Here is a 20,724-nt window from a genome sequence, read left to right as displayed (position 1 = left end):
CTAAAAAAGGCCCCGTTTGGGGCCTTTTTATTTTACCAAATATAATATGCCGGTATCAGCAGTAGTAAGGATAATACAATTAAAATGATCTCTAACTTCATAAACCATTTTACCCAAGATCCGTAAGAAATACCCGCTAAGGCCAAAGCCCCCATCGTGACAGGAGCTGTGGGGATAATAGGATTGCCCCAGCCTTCTCCGAATTGGTATGCCAAAATAACAGTTTGACGGGAAACATGCACCAAATCTCCCAACGGAATCATAATAGGCATTGTCAGCACTGCTTGTCCTGAACCGGAAGCGATAAAAAAGTTCAATATAGTTTGCACAAAGAACATTGCCTGAGAGGCTAAAATGGGGTGTAAAGTACCCAAACTTTGAGTCATGCCGTGCAATACCGTATCTAAAATGTGTCCTTGCGTAGCCACAATGACGATAGAGCGTGCCAAAGCCATCAAAATACATACCCCTATCATGCTTTGTGCTCCGGCCAAAATGGCATCGGTCGTTTGGTCCAACTTCAATTTGCCAAAGTAAGCCACTGCAATCGTGACACCCAAAAATACGGCGGCAATTTCTGTCATGTACCACTGATATTTAATAATGCCGTAGAACAAAATGCCCATACCGCTTACAAAGGAAAGAAGTACCAATTTGTGTGCGTTTGTCAGACGGAAAGATTCATCCACCACCACATCATTAACAATATTGAGTTCTGCACGTCTAACGATGTCCTTTTTGCAGGTTAAACTTTTGCTGGGGTGTTTGCGTATCTTTTCTCCATACCAAGTAAAAAAGGCCGCCACAACGCTCGTAAAAATAAACCATACCAACACGCGATATTGCCAACCGGAGTACATGGGCAATTGGGCAATGGTTTGTGCAATGCCTACGGTAAACGGATTGACAAAAGCAGAAGAGAATCCTGTAAATGCCCCGATAAACGGAATGGCCATACCCACCAAAGTATCATATCCCAAAGAAAGTGCCAGCGGAATAAAAATGGGAATAAAAATCAGTGTTTCTTCTTCCATGCCAAATACGGCCCCACACAGAGAGAATAAAAACATACAAGTAGGGATAAAAAAGATACGGTGCTTGGGGTGTTGGGCAAAGTAAAAACTTACTTTTTTAACTACGGTGCTGACGGCTCCCGTACGTTCTATTACCGTAAATAAAGCACCGACAACTAAAATAAAAGCGATAATCTCGGCGCATTGATGAAACCCTTGAATGGGGGCTTGTAAGGCTTGGCCTAATCCTTGAGGGGTTGGCTCAACCGTATGATAGGAGCCGGCAACGGCAATCGTGCGTCCGTCTTGTTCTATGCGTTGATATTCGCCGGCCGGAATTACCCAAGTCAAAGCCGTCACGGCCAACATAATGCAAAAGATTAAAAAATAGGTATTACAGAATTTGGAAAAGAATTTTTTCATTTTTTGTTTTCCTCTTTAAAACCAAAGCCTTCCGCCGGCTCAAACAAAAGAAAATGCGGCGGAAGGCTATAAAAGGCCGAATTACCAATTCATGAAATACGGCGGAACCAAAGCGGCAAAAGACAACAGATACATCAAAATTAACAACGGAGCCAACCATCTAAGCCACTTGGAAAAGGCAATATTGGCAAAACCGATGGCCGCAATGGTGACGGGGTCAGTGGGGAAAATCATATTTAACCAACTTCCGCCTAATTGAAATGAAAGTACCATCGTTTGGCGGGTAATGCCAATCAAATCTGCCAACGGAGCCAAAATAGGCATAGTCAATACTGCTTTGCTGGAGCCGGACGGAATAAAGAAGTCAATTACCGTCTGCAACATCATGGCAGCCCAAGAGGCACAAATCGGGTGCAGTTTGGAAATTCCCTTAGACATGAAGTTTAAAAGAGTATCTAAAATCTGACCGTTTTGAGCAATCAGCACGATGGCTTGAGCAAAACATAAGGTAATGGCGATAGAGGCCATGCCGCGTACACCGTCAAAGAAACTGTCGGTAAATTGGCTCATGTTTAATCCGCCTAAAATAGCCGATACAAAGCCTATTCCCAAGAATAAGGCGGCAATTTCGGTAATATACCAACCGCTGTTTTCAAGGTTTAAAAGAGTCATTAAATCAATGCCGGTGAAGCCTTTAATAAAGTCACAGAGTTGGGGTTTGAGTACACCACACACCAGCCCGACCATCCCCAGCCCAAAAGCAAGTAATACTAGTTTTTGACGGGTGGTAATTTTGTGACTTTCTTTATTCATGCCCAATTCTTGACGTTTGGCTTGATCATATTCATAGGTCAAACTTTTCGTGGGATCTTTGGTGATTTTGCGTGCGTAGAGCATTAAGAATGTAATCACAACTGTCGTACAAATGGACCATACAATTAAACGATATCCCAAACCAGAATAAAGCGGTACTTGGGCGATGCCTTGAGCAATACCTACGGTAAAAGGGTTTGTAAAAGCCGCTGCAAAGCCGACACCTGCACCTACAAACGGGATAGCGGTGCCGATAGCAGAGTCATAACCCAAAGAAAGAGCTAAAGGAATCAAAATGGGAATAAAAATCAAAGTTTCTTCACACATGCCAAATGTGGCACCACATAACGAAAAAATGATAATACCCATCGGGATAAAAAGGAATTTAAATTGAGGGTTTTTGCCAAAGAAATTGCTGGCTTCTTTGATACCTGCGGTAATGGCGCCGGTTTTTTCCACAACGGCCAATACACCGCCGATAATGAGCAAAAATGCAATAACCAAAGCGGTATTTTCAAAACCGGTAATAGGGGCTTTTAGTACGTCAAAAATACCTTGTGGGTTGGCTTCTACGGCATGATAGGTGCCGGCCACTACAACTTCTCGGCCATCGCTGAGTACGCGGTCATATGCACCGCTGGGTACAATCCACGTCATTGCCGTCACCAATAAGATAATGGCAAAAATAATACTTAACGTGTTGAATTGTGGTAATTTAAACTTCAACAACTTCATTTTCTTTTTTCTTCCTCCCAATGGATTTGTTTGCAAAATAAGAACGGATTTTTACCTCTGTACCACCCGGCTGTCGGCAGACCGATACCATAGGGCCCTGTAGGGTTGACGCGGTTTTTTGCGTCAATAAAGTACAAAAATAAAAATCCGTCCTTACATATATTTTACAAAAAACAGAGATAAAAATAAAAGAAGTTTCACAAAAAAATACCCGCCTACATATAGACGGGTATTTTCATCTTTTGATTTGCGTTAAAAATACAAATCCCGCTTTCCGTTTTTGATTTTGGTTAAGTTTTCCTCAATCATTTTTCGGATAGCACCCCCTTCGGCAAAATTTTCTTTGGAGGTCTTTTCAATAAGAGCATAGCCTTTTTCTTTCAATGCTGCCGGAGCAAAATCTTCCAAATACTCGGCAAAGGTGAACATGGCATTGGGCAGACAATGTTTTTTGATTAAGCCCGGTTTGGCTAAATCCATAAAATCTTTGCCCACGCGTCCTAAGCGGTAGCAACCTGTACAGAAAGACGGCATATGTTTAGCATCTGCCAAGGCATCAATTACTTCAGCCAAAGTGCGCTCATCGGTTAAGGTGAACTGGCTTCCGTTGTCCTTGTCATAAGAATATCCACCGGGGTTTACACGGCTGGCGGCAGAAATTTGAGATACGCCTAGTTCCATACACTCGGTACGCATTTGGGCACTTTCACGTGTGCTTAAAATGATTCCGGTATAAGGCACTGCCAAGCGTAAGACGGCTACCACTTTTTTAAAGTCGGTATCGCTTAATTGGTAAGGCGGATGCAAACTAAAGTCAGACCCTTCCGCCGGCTCAATGCGCGGAATGGATATAGTATGCGGGCCTACGCCATATGTTCGATCCAAGTAAAAAGAATGTTCCAACGTGGCCAGGATTTCATACTTGTAGTCATACAAGCCAAGCAAAGGCCCGATGCCTACATCATTAATGCCGGCTTTAAGGGCGCGGTCCATCGCATCTAGGCGGAACTGATAATCTTTTTTGGCTCCTTCCAAATGCAACTTTTCATAAGTTGGTTTATGGTAGGTTTCTTGGAAAAGTTGATACGTGCCGATATTGCATTTTTTGAGTTCTTCAAATTCTTCTTGTACCAGCGGAGCTATATTTACATTGACACGACGAATATTTTGTCCGTTCCAGCGGGTATCGTAAATGGCTTTAATACTGTCATATACGTATTGCAAACCGCCGCCGGGATAGGCTTCCCCGGCCACCATCAAAATGCGTTTGTGCCCCTGTTGTAAAAGGGCGGTCACTTCTTGGTGAATTTCTGCTGCAGTGCTGGCGTGGCGTTTTAAAGAGGTGTTGCTTTTGCGAAAGGCGCAATATACACATTCATTGGTACAAATGTTAGAAATATAAAGAGGGGCAAACAACACAATGCGATTGCCGTAAATCTCTTCTTTGACGTATTTTGCCGTATGAAATAAATCTTGTAGCAGGTTTTCGTCGGTAATGTTTAAAAGGACCGCCGCTTCTTCAAGGGTTAACCCTTTGAGTTGTTTGGCTTTGGTTAAAATTTCCGTCACCTCAGCGTCCGTATGGGACTTGGCTTTTTCTAAGGTTCGTTGCAGTTTCTCATCATTAATAATCATATGTATATCATAGCACTTTTTAAACCGCTCCGGCGGCGGAAATATTCCACCGCCGAAACGGATCCGCCGGTTTTGGCCGACGTCTTACCCGCGGGGATGAGGGCCCGCGTGCAAAGGGATATTCTTCTTAAAATAAGATAACACAGGTTTATTGGTTTTAGCAAGAAAAAAAAAGGGTTAGATAATTATTTTTTAAAGAAGATAAATCTTTTGCTTGACTCTTATTTTTTCTTTTTGATAAAGTGCTTGTATGGGTAGTGCTGGGAGGAAACGATATGAAAAAAATTTTTGTAATGATGTGTCTGGCTCTATTGTCAAATGTGGCAATGGCCGAGATTATAGACAGTGTAAGTTTCAATCCTTCTCGTTTGGGGCGATATGAGCATTTAAAAGTTTCAGACTCATTAAGTACGGGGGGGACTGTTTATACGCAGTTTCTCTCCATATCATCTAAGAATAAGGTGACTATTTCTAAAGATGATTCAACTCCTTTGACCATTTTCAACGCTCAAGTGCCTATGTTGGAAATGGGTGATACCGAATTGATTACCGACAATTTGTCTATTTTCGGTGGTTCTTTGGAAGTGACGGGCAATGCCTCGTTTAACGGAAATTTTAATATCAATCCGGCTTCTTTTTCTGCCATACATGCGTACAAGTTAAACTTGCCTAATTCTACTGTTAGCGTAGAGGGGGAGGGGGAGTCTTTTTGGAACGGAATCGGAATGCAAAAAACACTGAAAAAAGGCCTTGTGTTGGGAGGAGTTGATATTCCTGCTCCGGCAACGGCTCGATGCGAGGCTTTACAATGGTATACCCGTAAAGATTCAGTGACAAACAAAACATATAAAGTATTAGGTTGTAAGGGACCTGCTGTAGCATATCCGAACTGTACTATGACTATGGGGAGTGTTTCCACCGCTTCTTTTAACGTGGCATCGGATGCCTCTTTACTAGATACGTGTGATGGCTCTCTGACACCCTACAACGGTGGATGTACGGATGCCTTAGTGTCGCAAGGAAGTTGTGAGGATTATTATTTTGATGCAGAAACCACTTACGGCAGAAGTTTAACAGGAAAATGGAACGATTCTTCTTCTTCATTAAGTGAAATTCCATCTAACAGTTATAAATATGTTTGCGGAAAACCGTCAGATACCTGTAAACAAACGTTGAAAGATTCTTTGGGTGCGGTGCCCGGGAGTGCCGATAACGCTTGTAGTATCGCTTATGATTTGGATAATGGCATCAACACAGGAACTAACACTTGTTCCTTGTATTATTGTGAGGACGGAGGAACCGGATGCGGAAGCAGCTGCGGGCCCGGTTTGTGTCAGCGTTGCGCAGAGCTCAAGTTGACATGTACCTTCCAAAAAGGAAAATATAATAAATTTAAGAAAAGAACCATCACCTTTTCAACGCCTACCAGCGGTAGTTGATTTATAAAAAAGCAGAGGAAACACCTCTGCTTTTTTATTTGTTTTATATTTAATACAATATATAGATGAATGCTACTCGTCGTGCAATGATTATGCTTTCCGTAGCCAATGGACTTTTGCTCTTTGGCTACGGTCTTTCTTTGCCCTTTTTTACGGTGTATTTAATCAGTCAAAAAGCCATGAGTGCTTCTTGGGCAGGGCTGATTATTGCCTTATCCTCTTTAAGTCGCAGTTTTTCCAGCGCTTTGGCAGGGGAACTCTCTGATGCGTTTGGACGTAAAAACATCATGCTTTGGGGGTTGGGATTGGAAGTAGTGGCAATGCTGGGGTTAGCCATATGCATAGAGAAAAATGCACACTTGGGTTGGATTTTATTGACCTATTTTTTAACTGCCTTTTTGGGTGCTGCCTTTCGCCCTGTTTCCAATGCATGGGTGAGCGATAATACAACCCCCAAACAGCGCGTAGAGGCTTTTGGGATTATCCGTATCGGTGTGAATTTGGGGTGGGCTTTAGGGCCGGCGGTAGGCGGATTTTTGGTGCGTTATTCGTATAGTTATGCTTTTTATTTTACGGCATTGGCGTATACGCTTACCGTTTTGTACGTCTATAAAACATTGCAAGATAAATCCACCGCTACCGGACAAAGCCGCCGTCCTAATTTTGTTTCTTTGGTGAGCTCACTTAGAGATAATAAATTGGCTAAAATTTGTTTATATGTTTTGTTGATTACGGCGGTTAACTCTCAGTTAGTGGTGGGCCTTTCGCTACATTGCCATACTTATTTGAAAATGCCGGAATATTATATTGGCTGGTTTTTTACCATTAACGGTATGGCCACCATTTTGCTTCAATATCCTGCCAGCAAAATGATGGAGAAAATCCGTCTATCCAGCGCATTGTTTTTGGGTTGTCTGCTATATGCAATAGGATATGGCTCAGTGGGATTTTTTGGCAGTTTTATACCCATTGCTTTTGGTGTTTTTTTGGCTTCGATAGGGGAATTGATTGTCAATCCGGCTGAGCAAACTATTACCTCTAATATTGCCGATGCTCGCACGCGCGGTCGCTACTTGGGCATGATTATGGTATTTTATAACTTGGGGTCTTCGGTCGGGTTTTTTGCCGCCGGTTGGTTGGGGCAATATGTGGCCCCTGTGTTTTTGGCCGGCCCGTGGCTGATTATCGGAGCAGTGGGCCTATTGGCAGGGATAGGCTTTTTACGATTGCGTAAAGATTTGACGGACGAACAAGACGGCAAGTATAATGTGCCCGTTCCCGTCAAAAAAGATACCGTCACTTTGCATTAATATATAATTTAGTATCCATAAAAAAGGAGAGAAAAATGAGAGGAATTATTTTTGCTGTATTGACCTTAATTGTTGGTGGATTGATAGGCTTGGGCTGTGAATGGCTGGCTGCTTTTTTACCGTCTGAAATGGCCGGTGCTTTGCTAAAAATTTATTCAATAGGCATTCACCCGCTTTCTGTGCATATTAATATTTGCGGTGCCTTAGGTTTGGTGCTGGGATATATGATTATTTCAAAATTTGTGAAAAAATAATATGAAATTTGTTTTAGCTTCCAAGTCTCCTCGTCGGATACAAATTTTGAAAGAGTTGGGATATGAGTTTGAAATCTGTCCGTCCGATTCTGCCGAAAATACCCGCTATAAAAGACCTCATTTGCAGGTGGCGGACTTGTCTGCCAAAAAGGCTTTAGAAGTGGCTCAACAGTATCCTGATGCTTGTGTCATCGGGGCAGATACATTGGTATATTGTGCAGGGGAAGTAATCGGCAAACCGAAAGATAAAAAAGATGCCTTGCGGATATTAAACAAATTAAACGGAACCTGGCAAACCGTTTATACAGGTGTCACCTTCATTCATTGGAGCAGCCGTCGTTTTGTACAAGGGGTGGATAAAACCTATTGCAAGGCTCGTCGTCTATCGGCTCGGCAATTGGCTGAAATGGCCGGCAAACACATGGATAAAGCCGGCGCATATGCCGTACAAGACGATGATGACCAATTTATAGAAAAAATACGCGGCAGCCGCAGCAATGTGGTAGGCATGCCCGTAGAAATGTTTCAAGAAATGTTAAAGGAGTTTGAAAATGACAAAAATTGATTTAATGATTATCGGGGCAGGGCCCGCCGGTTGCAGTGCTGCAATTTATGCGGTACGTAGCGGAGTAAAAACCATGATTGCAGGCGGAGCCATGCCGGGTGGTCAACTTTTGCAAACTAACGATTTGGAAAATTATGCCGGATTTGAAAACCCTGTTGGCGGTTTTGAACTCATGAGTGCCATGCACAAGCAATGCAAACGTTTGGGAGTAGAAATTCTGACTGATAAAATTGTAAAAATAGAAGGGACAGAAAGCCCGTTTATTTTGACGGCAGAAAACGGCACGCAATACCAAGCCATGTCTGTTATTATTGCAGCCGGTGCAAGTGCCCGTTGGCTTAATGTTGAGGGAGAAGAAAAACTAAAAGGACATGGGGTCTCTGCCTGTGCCACTTGTGACGGATTTTTCTTTAGAGGCAAAGAAGTAGTGGTAGTCGGTGGAGGAAACACCGCTTTTGAAGATGCGTTATTCTTGTCTCAATTTTGCCCCAAAGTGACGTTGGTCCACCGCCGCGAAGGTTTCCGCGCAGATGCCGTCACCGTAGAAAAAGTAAAAAACACGCCTAATATTTCCATGAAGTTAAACTGCGTGATTGAGCAAGTCATCGGAGATGAAAAAGTGACGGCTGCGGTGTTGCGTAATGTTCAAACGCAAGAAAAAACAACCCTGTCTTGTGATGGTATTTTTGTGGCGGTAGGAGCAGTGCCACAAACCCAATGGTTGCAAGGTTCGGCCATTGAATTAACGGAGAACGGGTTGGTGAAAGTGGATGCACATCAACAAACCAATATCAAAGGAATTTTTGCCGCAGGCGACTGTACGGAGCCTGAATTTAGGCAAGCCATTGTGGCCGCCGGCAGCGGAGCAAAAGCCGGTATTTCAGCGGCTTCTTTTATCAATCTGCACCGCTAAAAAATAATCCAAAAAAGCGCATCGTTTCGGTGCGCTTTTTACTACAATAAAACAAAGGGGGGATATTATGAAAGAAATACAATTTGATGAACATGCCAAAGAAGTGTTGCAAATCCTGCGTAAAGGGGCTTTTTTGACTACGCACGCAGACGGTAAAACAAATACCATGACTATCGGGTGGGGGTATTTGGGAATTGCGTGGGGAAAGCCGGTGTTTGGCGTGATGGTGCGCCACAATCGCTACACTCATCAACTATTGGATAAAAATGCTCAATTTACCGTCACTTTGCCTCAAGAGGATTTAAGCAAAGAGCTGGCTTTTTGCGGTACGAAATCCGGCTTGGAAACGGATAAAATTAAGGCTTGCGGATTTAGTTTAGTTCCTGGCAAAACGGTGGATGTGCCTTTGATTGCCTGTCGCGGTTTTCAATATGAGTGTAAAGTATTGTGCAAAACAGAGATGCAGCGGCCGTTGTTAGAAGATGCTGTAAGAGAAAAATGGTACGAAAAAGTGCCTAATGATTACCACACTTTTTACTTCGGTGAGATTACCGCCTGCTATTTAGAAGATTAAAAAAGCGCTCCGAAAGGGGCGCTTTTTTAAGACTTCATTTTATAAAAAAGAGGCCAAAGCCACGTTTTGTTGCTCACAGAGATTATACGCAAAAAAGCATGGCTGGGGGAGGATATTCGGCCGGATTTACTCTTTACCAGCAACAGGTTATACTCTTGTTGGGCTTTGCTCAATACGGCAGGTTTTTGTAAAAAATCTTTGGTAAAGAGTAAAGTCTCTGTAGAAATGCTATATAAATTGTGCAGGCGGAATTTGCTTTCTTCTAATTGCCAAATGGCCTTTTTTTCATCGAGTTTAGAGGAGGAACCATTGTCTAATCCTTGCGAAATAAAAGCGATATTTTTATCTTTTTTTAGTTGGATTAGGTCTTCTTTGGTTAATAAATCTTGCCATGCCCCTTCATCGGCCGGTTGCCAGGCGTCATATTGTCCGATAAGCCCCACCGGCAAGCCTACTGCCGCTTTTAAACCATGCTTCTTTAGCAAGGGATATACTTGCGTAAAAAAACTTCGATATCCGTTGGCAAAAACGAGTAAAAAAGATTTTGTTAAAGAAGATGTGTCTAGTTCTGATGGTAAAAGAGAATGAAAACCCCTTTGATTAAGATACTTAAACAAGGCTTCTAATTTTTTTACGGAAATTCCGCTCGGTCCTATTTTTTCAAAGAATAATACCGATGTTTTTTGAAAAGAAGCAGAATCAGAAGGTAATTTTTTCATCTTTCTTTATTTTATCATATCTGCAACAGACGCAAAAAACCCCCTTGAGGAGAAAGGGGGTTTAAATGGAAACCGCTGCAGCAGGGTTTAAGACTACAGCGGTTAGGGAATAAATCGTTTTCTATATTATTAGTTTAACAGTTCTTGCAAGTAAGAAAAAGGGTCTTTGGGCCTATTTAATATCAGTTTTTGGACCTAGATAAAAATGGGCCTTTTGTGATATAATTTTTTAGAGTTTAAGGAGATTTTATGAAAAAAATTTTTTATGTTTTGCTTCCTTTATTATTTTGTGCCTGTCAAACCTTGCCTACTTCTGCAGAATGGTTGGCGCGCGGAGACGGATATTTTCAAGACGGTAAATATCAGCAATCTTTAAAAGCCTATAACCGCGCTTGGAAACTAAATGACCAAAATGCCGCTGTTTACGCATCACGCGGAGCGGCTTATTTTTTTCTGGGGGAATATGCGGCGGCGCAAGCCGATTTTCTGAAAGTGTTGCAAATTAATCCTTATCAGGCCGATGCCTATACGGCCTTGGGTTCTGTATTGGCGGCTCAGGGAGCTTACGAAGACGCGTTAAAAGTATTAAACGTAGGGTTGATGCTCGCCCCGACTAAACCGGAAACGTTTTTTTCTAGGGCAGGGGTTTATTTTATGTTGGGTCAATATGAGCAAGCACTACAAGATTATACGTACGTACTACAGATGCGTCCGGCTGCAGATGTGTTAAACGCACGCGCAGCGGCTTATGCAAAAATGGGCGAGACGGAAAAAGCGGAGGCGGATTTGGCTGCTGCTAAAAGTGGACAAGTGCCTCAAAAGTTAAATGATTATACAATGATTGACTAGTTTTTTCCGACGATAAAAATAAATTATTGCAAGACTGGTATTTCTTTTGATATAATATTTATGTTGAATTTACGTCACCGTAGCTCAGTTGGTTAGAGCGAGCGTTTCATAAGCGCTAGGTCGGTGGTTCGAGCCCACCCGGTGACACCATTTAGAGGCCCTTCTTAAAGAAGGGCCTTTTTCTTTTGTTGATCGTCTAAAAATTTGCTATAGTAAGAGAAATGAATCAATCCTCTTTTTATGATGTAATTATCGTCGGTGCAGGGGCCAGCGGACTGATGTGTGCGTTGCAGTGTGGTTTGCGTGGTAAAAAAGTACTGCTGCTGGAAAAAGAACAGCAAGTGGGGCGGAAGGTGTTGGTCAGCGGCAACGGTCGTTGTAATTTAACCAATTCCCACGTTTCTGTAGCAGATTATAGCGGCGATGTTTCATTGGCAAAGAGTGTGCTGAATCAATTTTCTTTTCAAGATTGTCTGTCTTTTTTTCATAAATTAGGTTTGCTTACGCAAGAGGAAGGTTTGGGCCGCGTTTTTCCGTTGACGGGTAAATCCAGCGCGGTTGTGGAATCGTTGCGTTTGGCGTGTTTGGAAAATAAAGTAGAAATTCGTCTTGGAAGTGAAGTAAAAAAAATTGAAAAGAAAAATAATTTTTCAGTCTTTTTACAAAGCGGAGAAAAATTTACTTCCAAATATGCTGTATTGGCTTGTGGCTCAAAGGCTTACCCTCAAGTGGGCGGGACAGAAAGCGGCTATCAACTGGCCAAATCCTTAGGCCATCACGTGACGGCCATAACCCCTTCTTTATCTGCATTAAATGTGAAGGAAAAGGCGGTGGCTCGTCTGCAAGGGATTCGAGCTCAGGTAGAAACTGTTTTGTGGCGCGGTACGGAAAAAGAAAAACGTTGTGAAGGGGAAATTCTGTTTACCAATTATGGCCTGTCAGGTCCGGCGGTTTTGAACGTAAGCGGCGCAATTGGCAAAGAATTAAATAAAGGTCCTGTTTCTATTGAGATTAATTTCTTTCCGAAAATTAAAAATATGCAAGAATTTTTAAAAGAAAGGATCCATTGCTTCGCCCACCGCAAAGCCAAAGATTTTTTTGCCGGTTTGCTGCACGAGAATATTGCCAATTTGCTCATTGATTTTTGTGGTATTAAGAAAAATATTTTAGTAAAAGATTGGACGGAAAATGTGATAAAAAACATTTCCAAAACCCTTTGCGCGTGGCCTTTTACGGTGCTTTCTTTAAGAGGTTGGACGGAAGCGATGGTGGCGGCGGGGGGTGTAAATTGCGCTGAAATAAACTATAATACTTTAGAGTCGTTGCGTTGTTCAGGGCTTTATATTTTAGGTGAGTTGCTGGATGTGGACGGACGCAGCGGAGGATTTAATTTACATTTTGCTTGGGGGTGCGCAGCTGTGGCCGCCAAGTCGATGCCGGAGGAGTAATTTATGGCCGATATTATACGTAAAACAAGCAGTTTAAATGACCCGTTGCATGTGGGATTTTTGCGCACTTATTTTGTGGATGAAAAAGAAGTGTACAGAGAAACATTGGATAAAAACTTAGATATCGTTAAACAAGAAGGTTCCCTTCCTGACGGTACGGTAAAAGAGTTTTTTGAAAATGGAAAATTATATTTTGAATGTGAATTTAAAAATGGTTTGCGTAATGGGCGCTGCCGCATTTATTTTGATAACGGAAAAGTAAGTATCGAAAAATTTTACGATAACGGGCTTTTGCAGGGAACGGTGCGCGTGTATCAACCCACCGGACGTTTGCATAAAGAAATGACCTATGTAGCAGATTGCCAAGAAGGCCGCCAGACTAAATTTTATCCCTCCGGCAAGGTGTTAGAGGTGGCGGAATATAAAAAAGGTTATTTGCATGGTCCTTGCCGTATTTATACGCAAGATGGGGACTTGCGCTCTGAATGTAGCTATAAAACCGATAAACTCATTGGCGATAAAATCGTTTATCACCCTAACGGCACGATTGCATTGATTTCTCCGCATAAAGATGGCAAACCTAACGGCGTCACCAAAAAATTCAGTGAAACCGGAGATCTTATTGAGGAATGGTTTTTTGAAGATGGCGTGTTGACGTTAAAGAAAGTTTACTAAATAAAAACCCGCTTATTAAAAGCGGGTTTTTTTATGAAGTTTCTTAATTTCTCCTACGCAAGTTTGAGCAGTTTAATAAAAAATCCCTCTCCAAAAGGAGAGGGATTTTTAGACTTTTAAATATTTTATTCGGCGGATTCTTCTTCCGGTTCTTCTGCATATTCGTACTCATTGTAATCACGCACAAAAAGTAAGATATACGCTAACAACGAAGCACCAAAGAACATCAGGAAAGAATAAGAAAACCACCATAATTGGTTCAACGGATTATAATCCAGCTGAATAGACTGCCAAATGAGAGAACCTAAAATGCACATCAAATAGGCCCACACGCAGACGGTGATAACCTTGACGATTAAATCAATCAGGCCCCATACAAAACCCTTAGCCGTAAACGGTTTAACAAAAAAAGAATGTATTTTTTCCATAAGTTTATTTTAATCCTCTTTGAAAGGCTTGTCAACCTTAGGGCTGCAAGGCCGGATCGGTGGCATTGTAGCCAAAGTTGTCGGATCCCAACACACCATCGTCTAAAAAGCCGGCCGGAACAATGCCGTTGTCGGTATTATTTTGAGTTAACGGATCGTTTTGTAAAGCCTGCGCTTGCGCCACCTCTGCAGCAGGAGTTTGAACCGGTTGAGGCTGTTTGTTAGGTGCTGCGGCTTTTGCTGCTTTTTGGGGTTTTGATTTTTTTACGGTCTTTTTGGCAGGTTTTTTGTGACCGCGCAAAGCCTCTAAGGCCGTTTCATGTGCGGCCTCTGCATTAATGCTGGGTAAGGTGTCATTGCGAAAAGCGGGGTATTCGTTGCGGTCTGAATATTCCAACGAAACGGGAGGTTGGATATAAACCTTGTTGTCTTGTTTTGGGGCAGAGGTTTTGGCCGAGCGTTTATTTTTGCGTTTGGGATATTGCACGTCTTGCGTGTCGGAAAAAATGAGTTCGGTGGAGGGGGCTTCTTCGGTTAAATCCACTTCTTCTGTCAGGCAGAAATCAATTTTTTCTGCGGTACTTTTATCTAAGTTTTTATCTACGCGGCTTACGCAGGTAGAGGCGGCTAACAAAGGACTTGCCAAAAAAGAACAAACGGCGAACACTAAAAATTTTTTCATAAATGACTCCTATTAAAGAGATACTTTCATTATACAAAAACTAATTTGTCGTATGTGATTTTTTAGAGAAATTTTAAAAAGCCTTAACTTTTTTGTTAAATTTTCCTTTCAAAGACAATTAAGAAAAAGGAGAGTTTTGATGAAAAATTTATCTAAAAAATATAAGCGGTTTTACGATGAAGAAGTGTATTTTTTAGAGCATGCAACATTGGTAGATGATACAAGAGAATTAAGTATGGCAATACTTAAAGGAGAAGTCCGGCCGAACTCCGGTGTGGGGGAAGAAGTTTATTTCAATGGTTTGTGTGTAAACAATATAACCGGTGCAAATATCGCAGCGTGCAGTGTGTTTGGCGGATATGGGGGCAAATGAAATGTTTCATCTATGGACGGGTGCTATTTAAAGATGTATTTTGATCCTCATGCAAAAGCGGAACAGGTGAGGTGTTTTAGAGAAAAAACGGGTTGTGCTGAAGTTTGTAAAACTTTTAATTTTAATTAGCTTTTATCTCTCATAAAAAACCCCGAGCCTTGTGGCTCGGGGTTTTTGTGTCAAAGCGCTTATTTGGCTTTTTTGATGACCGGTTCGCCGTAGTAAGCTTTCAAGTATAATTCCTTGATTTCGCTCACGAGCGGGTAGCGGGCGTTTCCGCCGGTACATTGGTCGTCAAAGGCGAGCTCAGACAATTTGTCCAAATTGGCCAAGAACTCTTTTTCAGGAATACCGTATTCTTTGATAGATTTCGGGATATTCAAGTCGGCTTTGAGTTGTTCCACCATGCTGATTAATTTGTGGACTTTGGCGTCTTTGTCGTCGCCTAATTCGCTGCTGGGAGCAATAAAGTCCACAATCTTGGCATAGCGTCCTTTCACGAACGGATATTTGTATTGCGGGAACAGACCTTGTTTGGTCGGTTTATCCGTAGCGTTGAACTCAATGACGTAAGAGAGCAACAAGGCGTTGGCCAAACCGTGCGGAATGTGGTACATGGCACCGAGTTTGTGAGCCATAGAGTGAGACAGACCCAAGAAAGCGTTGGCAAAAGCCATACCGGCGATGGTAGCAGCATAGTGCATTTTTTCGCGGGCATTGATGTCTTGGGCACCTTTTTCATAGGAGCTCTTTAAGTATTTAAATACCAAGCGGATTGCTTCTAAGGCTTGACCTTCCGTAAAGCTGGTAGAGAATACGGAGGTGTAGGCTTCGATGGCGTGGGTTAATACGTCCAAGCCGGAGAAAGCCGTCAAGCTCTTGGGCATGCCGAGTACGAATTCCGGATCAACGATAGCCATATCCGGCGTTAAGGCATAGTCCGTAATAGCGTATTTGGTATCTGTTTTTTCATCGGTGATGATGGTGAACGGGGTCACTTCAGAACCGGTACCGGAGGTGGTGGGAATGGCAACCATCGTTGCTTTTTTACCCAAGTCCGGAGCGGCATAAATACGTTTGCGGATATCCATAAAGCGCATGGCAATATCTTCAAAGCTGGTGCTGGGGTTTTCATACATCAACCATACCATTTTGGCTTCGTCCATAGCAGAACCGCCGCCCAAAGCGATGATGAGATCCGGCTGCCAAGAGTTGGCAATTTGCAAGGCTTCAGACACGTTGGCAATGTTCGGATCGGGCAATACGTTGGAGAAAACACGATATTTAATGTTTAAGTTTTCCAAAACATCGGTCACTGTGCGGACATGGCCCAATTGTTCCATCGTCTTATCGGTGATGATGTAAGCGCGTTGTTTACCGGCCAGCTCAGACAAAGCATGAGACAAGGCACCGCGTTTGAAGTAGATTTTGGAAGGTACTTTGTACCAGTACATGTTTTCGCGGCGTTCCGCGACGGATTTTACGTTCATAAGGTGTTTTACTCCGATGTTTTCGCTGACAGAGTTGCCGCCCCAAGAGCCGCAGCCTAAGGTCAACGAAGGGGCGAGTTTGAAGTTGTACACGTCGCCGATAGCACCCTGAGAAGACGGGATGTTGATTAAGGTACGAGCGGTGGGCATATCTTTGAAGATTTCAATATGTTCTTCATTGGCTTCATGAGTATAAAGCACAGACGTATGACCGGCGCCACCGTATAAGATTAAGTCGCGGGCGAGTTCTACGGCATGGTTGAAATCTTTGGCGCGGTAGAAGCCCAAAACAGGGGACAATTTTTCGCGGGCAAAGACTTCGTTGTCGTTTACTTCGCTGGCTTCGGCAATCAAGATTTTGGTGCCGAGAGGTACTTTGATACCGGCCATTTCAGCAATTTTAACGGCGGTTTGTCCCACAATGCCGGAGTTTAATTTACCGTCTACCACTACGGTATCGGCCAATTTTTTGCGGTCTTTGCCGGTGACAAAGTGACAACCGCGAGCAATAAACTCTTTCTTTACTTCTTCGTAAACGGCATCTTCAGCCACGACGGATTGTTCGCTGGCGCAAATCATACCGTTGTCAAAGGTTTTACTCATGATGATGGAGCTGACAGCCATTTTAATATCGGCGGTAGCATCGATTACGGCCGGAGTATTACCGGCACCTACACCGATGGCCGGTTTACCGGAGGAGTAGGCAGCTTTTACCATGCCCGGACCGCCGGTAGCCAAAATCAAGTTGATGCTGGGGTGGTGCATCAAGGCGTTGGAAAGCGGCATGGTCGGGTTTTCTACCCAGCCGATGATTCCTTCCGGAGCACCAGCTTCCACAGCGGCTTTCAAAACGATTTTGGCAGCTTCGATGGTGCATTTTTTAGCACGCGGGTGAGGAGAAAATACGATACCGTTGCGGGTTTTCAAAGCGAGCAAACTTTTGAAAATAGCCGTAGAGGTCGGGTTGGTGGTGGGAATAACACCGGCAATCACACCAATGGGTTCAGCCACTTGACGATAACCGAAAGCATCATCGTCAGAGAGGGTGCCACAGGTTTTGGTGTCTTTATATTGGTTATAAATATATTCGGAAGCGAATTGGTTTTTAATTACTTTGTCTTCCATAATACCCATACCGCTTTCGGCCACAGCCATCTTGGCTAAGGGAATGCGGTTTTGTGCGGCAGCGATGGCTGCAGCACGGAAAATTTTATCTACTTGTTCTTGGGTGTAAGTTGCGTATTTGCGCTGGGCAGCTTTGACCGAGTTAACTACATTGTCTAACATAGACAATTCTTCTTCGGTGGCTACTGCAGCCGGCGCGGTTTTTTTCTTATCCGCCATAGCGAACTCTCCTTTTAGATTTCCATCGCATTTTTATGCGTGGATATTTTTATATCTATAATGATACATTATTTGAAAAGCCCCTGTCAAATCATCGACGGTATGATAAAAAAGAAGGTTGACAAAAGAGGGTTGTATAAAATAATATATAGATATTGTGATATCCAGCATTTTCATAAGAGGAAATTTTTTTATGAGCCAAATTTCAGCCAAAAATTCTATTAGTAAACAAACTATTCGTCGTTTGCCGCAGTATTTGCGCGTATTTTATGACTTGCATGCTTATGGACGTTCTTTGGTATCCTCTACCGACTTGGCTGCCGAAATACACTTATTGCCTATTGTGATTAAAAAAGACCTTCAAGCGGTGGGCGCACCGACGAAATTAAGAGCCGGATTTAAGGTGGCCGGAACCATAGAGGCTATTGAGAATTTTTTAGGTTGGGATAACTTGAACAAGGCTTTTTTAGTCGGTACGGGGAATTTAGGCTCGGCATTGCTCGGATTTTCCGGATTTCAAAATCACGGACTTGAAATTGTAGCTGCTTTTGATACCAACCCCGAAATGGTGGGACAAGAAATACATGGCGTACATATTTACCATACGGCTCAGTTGAAAAGTGTCATTAAATCAAAAAAATTAAAAATAGCCGTTCTTACCGTTCCTGATTCGGTGGTACAAGGTATCACAGATACATTGGTGGAATGTGGCATAAAGGCCATTTGGAATTTTGCTCCTGTTAAACTTTCCGTACCCGAAGGGGTAGCCGTCCAACAAGAAGATATCGCCGCAGGGCTGGCAGAATTATGCGCAAAATTAAAAAGTAATTAAGACAGGACCTTAGCAAAAGAATCTTTTTTTCTGAAAAATATATTTTCATTTCTGAAAAATCATATTACAATTCATGCTACAATATACTTATGACTACACAAACAGAAAATTTTCACAGCGGTTTTGCGGTACTTTCCGGTTTGCCCAATGCGGGTAAATCTACGCTACTTAATGCGTTGGCGGGGGGACTTTTGTCTGCCGTGACGGATAAACCGCAGACCACGCGCCAAAATATCTTGGCCATTATTGAAGGTGAAAATTTTCAAGTGGTGTTTGTCGATACGCCGGGGTATTTGCGCCCGCGCTATAAACTGCAGCAAACCATGGCCGCGTGTGTAGACCGCGCCGTCGGGGAAGATGCGGATTTGGTGCTTCTTTTGATAGATGCCTCCCATCCGGATTTGCCCGCCCATCAGGGATTATTTGAAAAAATTTCTAAAGTGTTTTGTCCTGTTTATTTGGTGCTGACCAAAACGGATTTGGTCCGGGAAGCCTCCTCTTTGGCTGATTTGGAAACGGAAATCAAAAAATCTCTGCCCAATGTTTCTAAAGTGTTTACGGTGTGTGCGCCGAAAACCGAAGGGGTGGAAGAGTTAAAAGCAGCCGTCGCGCAGGCTATGCCTGTGAGCCCTGCTTATTTTCCGCTGGGGCAATGGACGGACCGTTGGGAACGGTTTTACGCGGCGGAATTTATCCGAGAGCAAATTTTTAAACTTTACAAAAAGGAAATCCCTTACAGCACTCAAGTGGAAATAGAGAAATTTACCGAGGACTTGGGTGATAAAAATTTTATCCGCGCTATTATTCATGTAGAGCGCGAAAGCCAAAAACCCATTCTCATCGGCAAAGGCGGTGCCTCTATTGCGCAGTTGCGCCAAAAGGCACAACAAAGAATTGCTGAATTTTTAGGCCGTCCGTACCGCTTGGAATTGCAGGTAGTGGTCAGCCCCGATTGGCGAAATGACACCAAACTGCTCGAAAAGTTTGGCTATATCGAAAGAGATAAATAAATTATTTTTGCATAAAAAACCCCGCTCAAGGCGGGGTTTTTGTTGTAGAGAAAAGTCTATTTTACTTCAATTTGCAGTTCCACACGGCGGTTTTGCGCGCGACCGACAGAGGTTTTATTAGTAGCTATGGGATTGGCAGAACCAAAACCGATGGCGGATACATTTTCTGCCTTTACACCACGTTCTACCAAAGCGTTAGCTACCGCTTGGGCTCTGCGCTGAGATAAGTCAATGTTATACAGCGGATCGCCTAAAGAATCGGTATATCCTTTTACGGTCACTTTGTTGTTAGGATATTTTTTGAGTATATTGGCGGTGGCTTCTAAATTTTTGTTGGAAGAAGCGGCAATTTTATCACTATTGTAAGCGAAGTGGATAGGCTCTTTGAATTTCAAAGAAATCATGTTCCCTTCGTAAGTGGCATTACCTACGGAGTTTAAGGCAGAGGCTTGCTCAGCCGCCTTTTTTTCAACAGCAGCCTTTTTTTCAGCAGTGGTCTTTTTTTCGGTAGCGGCCTTTTTTTCAGCAGCCGTTTTTTGAGAAGTAGTCTGCTTGGAGGCAGCTTCTTTTTGAGCATTCTGACTGGCAACGTTAGCAGCCTGACAGGAGGCTTTGCGACACGGGGTGCCGGTGGTTCTTCTTTCACAATGGCAGGCGGCTAAACAGATAGCGACTGCGCAAAGTAAAGCTACTTTTTTCATGTTCTCTCCTTTAAACAAAAAATCCGCTCTTGCAGATACGGATTTTATTACAAATTAATTGAGGGGATAGGGAAATTCTATCTCCACACGGCGGTTTTGCTCACGGCCTTCCGGTGTATTGTTGGAAACAATCGGATTGGCTGAGCCATAGCCTTTGGCAGAAATGTTTTCTGCCGGAACTCCACGAATTTGCAGAGAATTGGCCACTTTATTGGCTCTTTTTTTAGATAATGCTAAGTTTTTCTTTTCGCTGCCACTGGCATCGGTATAACCGCGCACTTCTATTTTGACAGACGGGTCTTTTTTGTATACTTTTACGGCTTCATCAATAAATTTGTATGAAGATAATTTGATTTCATCTCCATTGACTTCAAACGCTACCGTTGAAAAATACATATTCCCCACGCGGCCCGGTTCAGCTTTTCTGGAATGACAGGCCCCTAAAAGTAATATGCTTACAACCAAAAACAGCATTTTTTTCATACCAAAACTCCGCAAG

Annotated in this window: 21 protein-coding genes and 1 tRNA gene; 13 read left to right on the top strand and 9 right to left on the bottom strand. The window is 42.9% G+C overall.

Features of this window, described 5'->3' with window-relative positions; genetic code table 11:
* Positions 1 to 32: 32 nt before the first annotated feature.
* The 3 genes from IKL48_01070 to hydG all read right to left on the bottom strand — a co-directional run bounded on the left by IKL48_01070 (position 33) and on the right by hydG (position 4,619).
* The gene (locus IKL48_01070; GenBank protein MBR3603275.1) at positions 33 to 1,436 is read right to left on the bottom strand and encodes a YfcC family protein; all 1,404 of its coding nucleotides are present in this window, start codon (positions 1,434 to 1,436) and stop codon (positions 33 to 35) included.
* Positions 1,437 to 1,517: 81 nt separating this feature from the next.
* Positions 1,518 to 2,984 (bottom strand): YfcC family protein, encoded by a 1,467-nt coding sequence (locus IKL48_01065; protein ID MBR3603274.1) that lies wholly within the window; start codon positions 2,982 to 2,984, stop codon positions 1,518 to 1,520.
* Between the two features lie 252 nt (positions 2,985 to 3,236).
* Positions 3,237 to 4,619, bottom strand: a complete 1,383-nt coding sequence (gene hydG, locus IKL48_01060; protein MBR3603273.1) for a [FeFe] hydrogenase H-cluster radical SAM maturase HydG — start codon at positions 4,617 to 4,619, stop codon at positions 3,237 to 3,239.
* 275 nt (positions 4,620 to 4,894) lie between these two features.
* Between hydG and IKL48_01055 the strand changes: the two genes are divergently transcribed.
* The 6 genes from IKL48_01055 to IKL48_01030 all read left to right on the top strand — a co-directional run bounded on the left by IKL48_01055 (position 4,895) and on the right by IKL48_01030 (position 9,674).
* Positions 4,895 to 6,058 carry a hypothetical protein gene (locus tag IKL48_01055; GenBank protein MBR3603272.1) on the top strand — a complete coding sequence of 388 codons (1,164 nt, stop codon included), beginning with the start codon at positions 4,895 to 4,897 and terminating at the stop codon, positions 6,056 to 6,058.
* Between the two features lie 65 nt (positions 6,059 to 6,123).
* A complete protein-coding gene (locus tag IKL48_01050) occupies positions 6,124 to 7,368 on the top strand; it encodes an MFS transporter (protein ID MBR3603271.1) in 1,245 nt (414 codons plus the stop codon).
* Positions 7,369 to 7,403: 35 nt separating this feature from the next.
* Positions 7,404 to 7,622 (top strand): hypothetical protein, encoded by a 219-nt coding sequence (locus tag IKL48_01045; GenBank protein MBR3603270.1) that lies wholly within the window; start codon positions 7,404 to 7,406, stop codon positions 7,620 to 7,622.
* 1 nt (position 7,623) lies between these two features.
* The gene (gene maf, locus IKL48_01040; protein MBR3603269.1) at positions 7,624 to 8,187 is read left to right on the top strand and encodes a septum formation protein Maf; all 564 of its coding nucleotides are present in this window, start codon (positions 7,624 to 7,626) and stop codon (positions 8,185 to 8,187) included.
* A complete protein-coding gene (trxB, locus tag IKL48_01035) occupies positions 8,174 to 9,100 on the top strand; it encodes a thioredoxin-disulfide reductase (protein ID MBR3603268.1) in 927 nt (308 codons plus the stop codon). Before maf ends, trxB begins: the two co-directional genes overlap by 14 nt.
* A 67-nt stretch (positions 9,101 to 9,167) precedes the next feature.
* The gene (locus tag IKL48_01030; protein ID MBR3603267.1) at positions 9,168 to 9,674 is read left to right on the top strand and encodes a flavin reductase family protein; all 507 of its coding nucleotides are present in this window, start codon (positions 9,168 to 9,170) and stop codon (positions 9,672 to 9,674) included.
* A gap of 26 nt (positions 9,675 to 9,700) precedes the next feature.
* Here the strand turns inward: IKL48_01030 and IKL48_01025 are convergent, their stop codons facing one another.
* Complete coding sequence (locus IKL48_01025; GenBank protein ID MBR3603266.1) at positions 9,701 to 10,393, bottom strand: polysaccharide deacetylase family protein; 693 nt, start codon at positions 10,391 to 10,393, stop codon at positions 9,701 to 9,703.
* Positions 10,394 to 10,642: 249 nt separating this feature from the next.
* Between IKL48_01025 and IKL48_01020 the strand changes: the two genes are divergently transcribed.
* From IKL48_01020 to IKL48_01005, 4 genes are all read left to right on the top strand, one after another.
* Positions 10,643 to 11,242, top strand: a complete 600-nt coding sequence (locus IKL48_01020; protein ID MBR3603265.1) for a tetratricopeptide repeat protein — start codon at positions 10,643 to 10,645, stop codon at positions 11,240 to 11,242.
* Between the two features lie 73 nt (positions 11,243 to 11,315).
* A tRNA-Met gene (locus IKL48_01015) sits at positions 11,316 to 11,392 on the top strand.
* Positions 11,393 to 11,463: 71 nt separating this feature from the next.
* Positions 11,464 to 12,690, top strand: a complete 1,227-nt coding sequence (locus tag IKL48_01010) for an NAD(P)/FAD-dependent oxidoreductase (GenBank protein ID MBR3603264.1) — start codon at positions 11,464 to 11,466, stop codon at positions 12,688 to 12,690.
* A gap of 3 nt (positions 12,691 to 12,693) precedes the next feature.
* Entirely contained in the window at positions 12,694 to 13,365 is a 672-nt protein-coding gene (locus IKL48_01005; protein ID MBR3603263.1) for a toxin-antitoxin system YwqK family antitoxin, read from the top strand.
* A gap of 125 nt (positions 13,366 to 13,490) precedes the next feature.
* Here IKL48_01005 and IKL48_01000 read toward each other — a convergent pair whose 3' ends face one another.
* Positions 13,491 to 13,793, bottom strand: coding sequence for a hypothetical protein (locus tag IKL48_01000; GenBank protein ID MBR3603262.1), 303 nt, complete (start codon positions 13,791 to 13,793; stop codon positions 13,491 to 13,493).
* 37 nt (positions 13,794 to 13,830) lie between these two features.
* Positions 13,831 to 14,475 carry a hypothetical protein gene (locus IKL48_00995; protein MBR3603261.1) on the bottom strand — a complete coding sequence of 215 codons (645 nt, stop codon included), beginning with the start codon at positions 14,473 to 14,475 and terminating at the stop codon, positions 13,831 to 13,833.
* A gap of 139 nt (positions 14,476 to 14,614) precedes the next feature.
* Between IKL48_00995 and IKL48_00990 the strand changes: the two genes are divergently transcribed.
* Positions 14,615 to 14,848, top strand: coding sequence for a hypothetical protein (locus IKL48_00990; GenBank protein MBR3603260.1), 234 nt, complete (start codon positions 14,615 to 14,617; stop codon positions 14,846 to 14,848).
* Between the two features lie 188 nt (positions 14,849 to 15,036).
* Here IKL48_00990 and adhE read toward each other — a convergent pair whose 3' ends face one another.
* Complete coding sequence (gene adhE, locus IKL48_00985; GenBank protein MBR3603259.1) at positions 15,037 to 17,682, bottom strand: bifunctional acetaldehyde-CoA/alcohol dehydrogenase; 2,646 nt, start codon at positions 17,680 to 17,682, stop codon at positions 15,037 to 15,039.
* 193 nt (positions 17,683 to 17,875) lie between these two features.
* Between adhE and IKL48_00980 the strand changes: the two genes are divergently transcribed.
* Positions 17,876 to 18,514 (top strand): redox-sensing transcriptional repressor Rex, encoded by a 639-nt coding sequence (locus tag IKL48_00980; protein ID MBR3603258.1) that lies wholly within the window; start codon positions 17,876 to 17,878, stop codon positions 18,512 to 18,514.
* 89 nt (positions 18,515 to 18,603) lie between these two features.
* Entirely contained in the window at positions 18,604 to 19,524 is a 921-nt protein-coding gene (era, locus tag IKL48_00975; GenBank protein MBR3603257.1) for a GTPase Era, read from the top strand.
* Between the two features lie 56 nt (positions 19,525 to 19,580).
* On the opposite strand, the gene IKL48_00970 is transcribed toward era, so the two are convergent.
* Both IKL48_00970 and IKL48_00965 read right to left on the bottom strand, forming a co-directional pair.
* Positions 19,581 to 20,225: an OmpA family protein gene (locus tag IKL48_00970; protein ID MBR3603256.1), complete on the bottom strand. Its 645-nt coding sequence runs from the start codon at positions 20,223 to 20,225 to the stop codon at positions 19,581 to 19,583.
* A 54-nt stretch (positions 20,226 to 20,279) separates the two neighbouring features.
* Positions 20,280 to 20,708 carry an OmpA family protein gene (locus IKL48_00965; protein MBR3603255.1) on the bottom strand — a complete coding sequence of 143 codons (429 nt, stop codon included), beginning with the start codon at positions 20,706 to 20,708 and terminating at the stop codon, positions 20,280 to 20,282.
* Between the last annotated feature and the right edge of the window lie 16 nt (positions 20,709 to 20,724).

Source organism: Elusimicrobiaceae bacterium, assembly GCA_017520185.1.
GTDB lineage: Bacteria > Elusimicrobiota > Elusimicrobia > Elusimicrobiales > Elusimicrobiaceae > Avelusimicrobium.
Note: the sequence above shows the minus strand (reverse complement) of the source record. Positions and strands in the feature narration are given on the sequence as shown.

What these genes read in the sequence shown, in the direction of transcription:
- IKL48_00965 (MBR3603255.1), bottom strand. Translation starts at nt 20,708, where the DNA reads ATGAAAAAAATGCTGTTTTTGGTTGTAAGCATATTACTTTTAGGGGCC.
- hydG (MBR3603273.1), bottom strand. Translation starts at nt 4,619, where the DNA reads ATGATTATTAATGATGAGAAACTGCAACGAACCTTAGAAAAAGCCAAG.
- IKL48_01070 (MBR3603275.1), bottom strand. Translation starts at nt 1,436, where the DNA reads ATGAAAAAATTCTTTTCCAAATTCTGTAATACCTATTTTTTAATCTTT.
- era (MBR3603257.1), top strand. Translation starts at nt 18,604, where the DNA reads ATGACTACACAAACAGAAAATTTTCACAGCGGTTTTGCGGTACTTTCC.
- IKL48_01055 (MBR3603272.1), top strand. Translation starts at nt 4,895, where the DNA reads ATGAAAAAAATTTTTGTAATGATGTGTCTGGCTCTATTGTCAAATGTG.
- IKL48_01010 (MBR3603264.1), top strand. Translation starts at nt 11,464, where the DNA reads ATGAATCAATCCTCTTTTTATGATGTAATTATCGTCGGTGCAGGGGCC.
- IKL48_00995 (MBR3603261.1), bottom strand. Translation starts at nt 14,475, where the DNA reads ATGAAAAAATTTTTAGTGTTCGCCGTTTGTTCTTTTTTGGCAAGTCCT.
- maf (MBR3603269.1), top strand. Translation starts at nt 7,624, where the DNA reads ATGAAATTTGTTTTAGCTTCCAAGTCTCCTCGTCGGATACAAATTTTG.
- IKL48_01020 (MBR3603265.1), top strand. Translation starts at nt 10,643, where the DNA reads ATGAAAAAAATTTTTTATGTTTTGCTTCCTTTATTATTTTGTGCCTGT.
- IKL48_00990 (MBR3603260.1), top strand. Translation starts at nt 14,615, where the DNA reads ATGAAAAATTTATCTAAAAAATATAAGCGGTTTTACGATGAAGAAGTG.
- adhE (MBR3603259.1), bottom strand. Translation starts at nt 17,682, where the DNA reads ATGGCGGATAAGAAAAAAACCGCGCCGGCTGCAGTAGCCACCGAAGAA.
- IKL48_00980 (MBR3603258.1), top strand. Translation starts at nt 17,876, where the DNA reads ATGAGCCAAATTTCAGCCAAAAATTCTATTAGTAAACAAACTATTCGT.
- IKL48_01050 (MBR3603271.1), top strand. Translation starts at nt 6,124, where the DNA reads ATGAATGCTACTCGTCGTGCAATGATTATGCTTTCCGTAGCCAATGGA.
- IKL48_01045 (MBR3603270.1), top strand. Translation starts at nt 7,404, where the DNA reads ATGAGAGGAATTATTTTTGCTGTATTGACCTTAATTGTTGGTGGATTG.
- trxB (MBR3603268.1), top strand. Translation starts at nt 8,174, where the DNA reads ATGACAAAAATTGATTTAATGATTATCGGGGCAGGGCCCGCCGGTTGC.
- IKL48_00970 (MBR3603256.1), bottom strand. Translation starts at nt 20,225, where the DNA reads ATGAAAAAAGTAGCTTTACTTTGCGCAGTCGCTATCTGTTTAGCCGCC.
- IKL48_01000 (MBR3603262.1), bottom strand. Translation starts at nt 13,793, where the DNA reads ATGGAAAAAATACATTCTTTTTTTGTTAAACCGTTTACGGCTAAGGGT.
- IKL48_01025 (MBR3603266.1), bottom strand. Translation starts at nt 10,393, where the DNA reads ATGAAAAAATTACCTTCTGATTCTGCTTCTTTTCAAAAAACATCGGTA.
- IKL48_01005 (MBR3603263.1), top strand. Translation starts at nt 12,694, where the DNA reads ATGGCCGATATTATACGTAAAACAAGCAGTTTAAATGACCCGTTGCAT.
- IKL48_01030 (MBR3603267.1), top strand. Translation starts at nt 9,168, where the DNA reads ATGAAAGAAATACAATTTGATGAACATGCCAAAGAAGTGTTGCAAATC.
- IKL48_01065 (MBR3603274.1), bottom strand. Translation starts at nt 2,984, where the DNA reads ATGAAGTTGTTGAAGTTTAAATTACCACAATTCAACACGTTAAGTATT.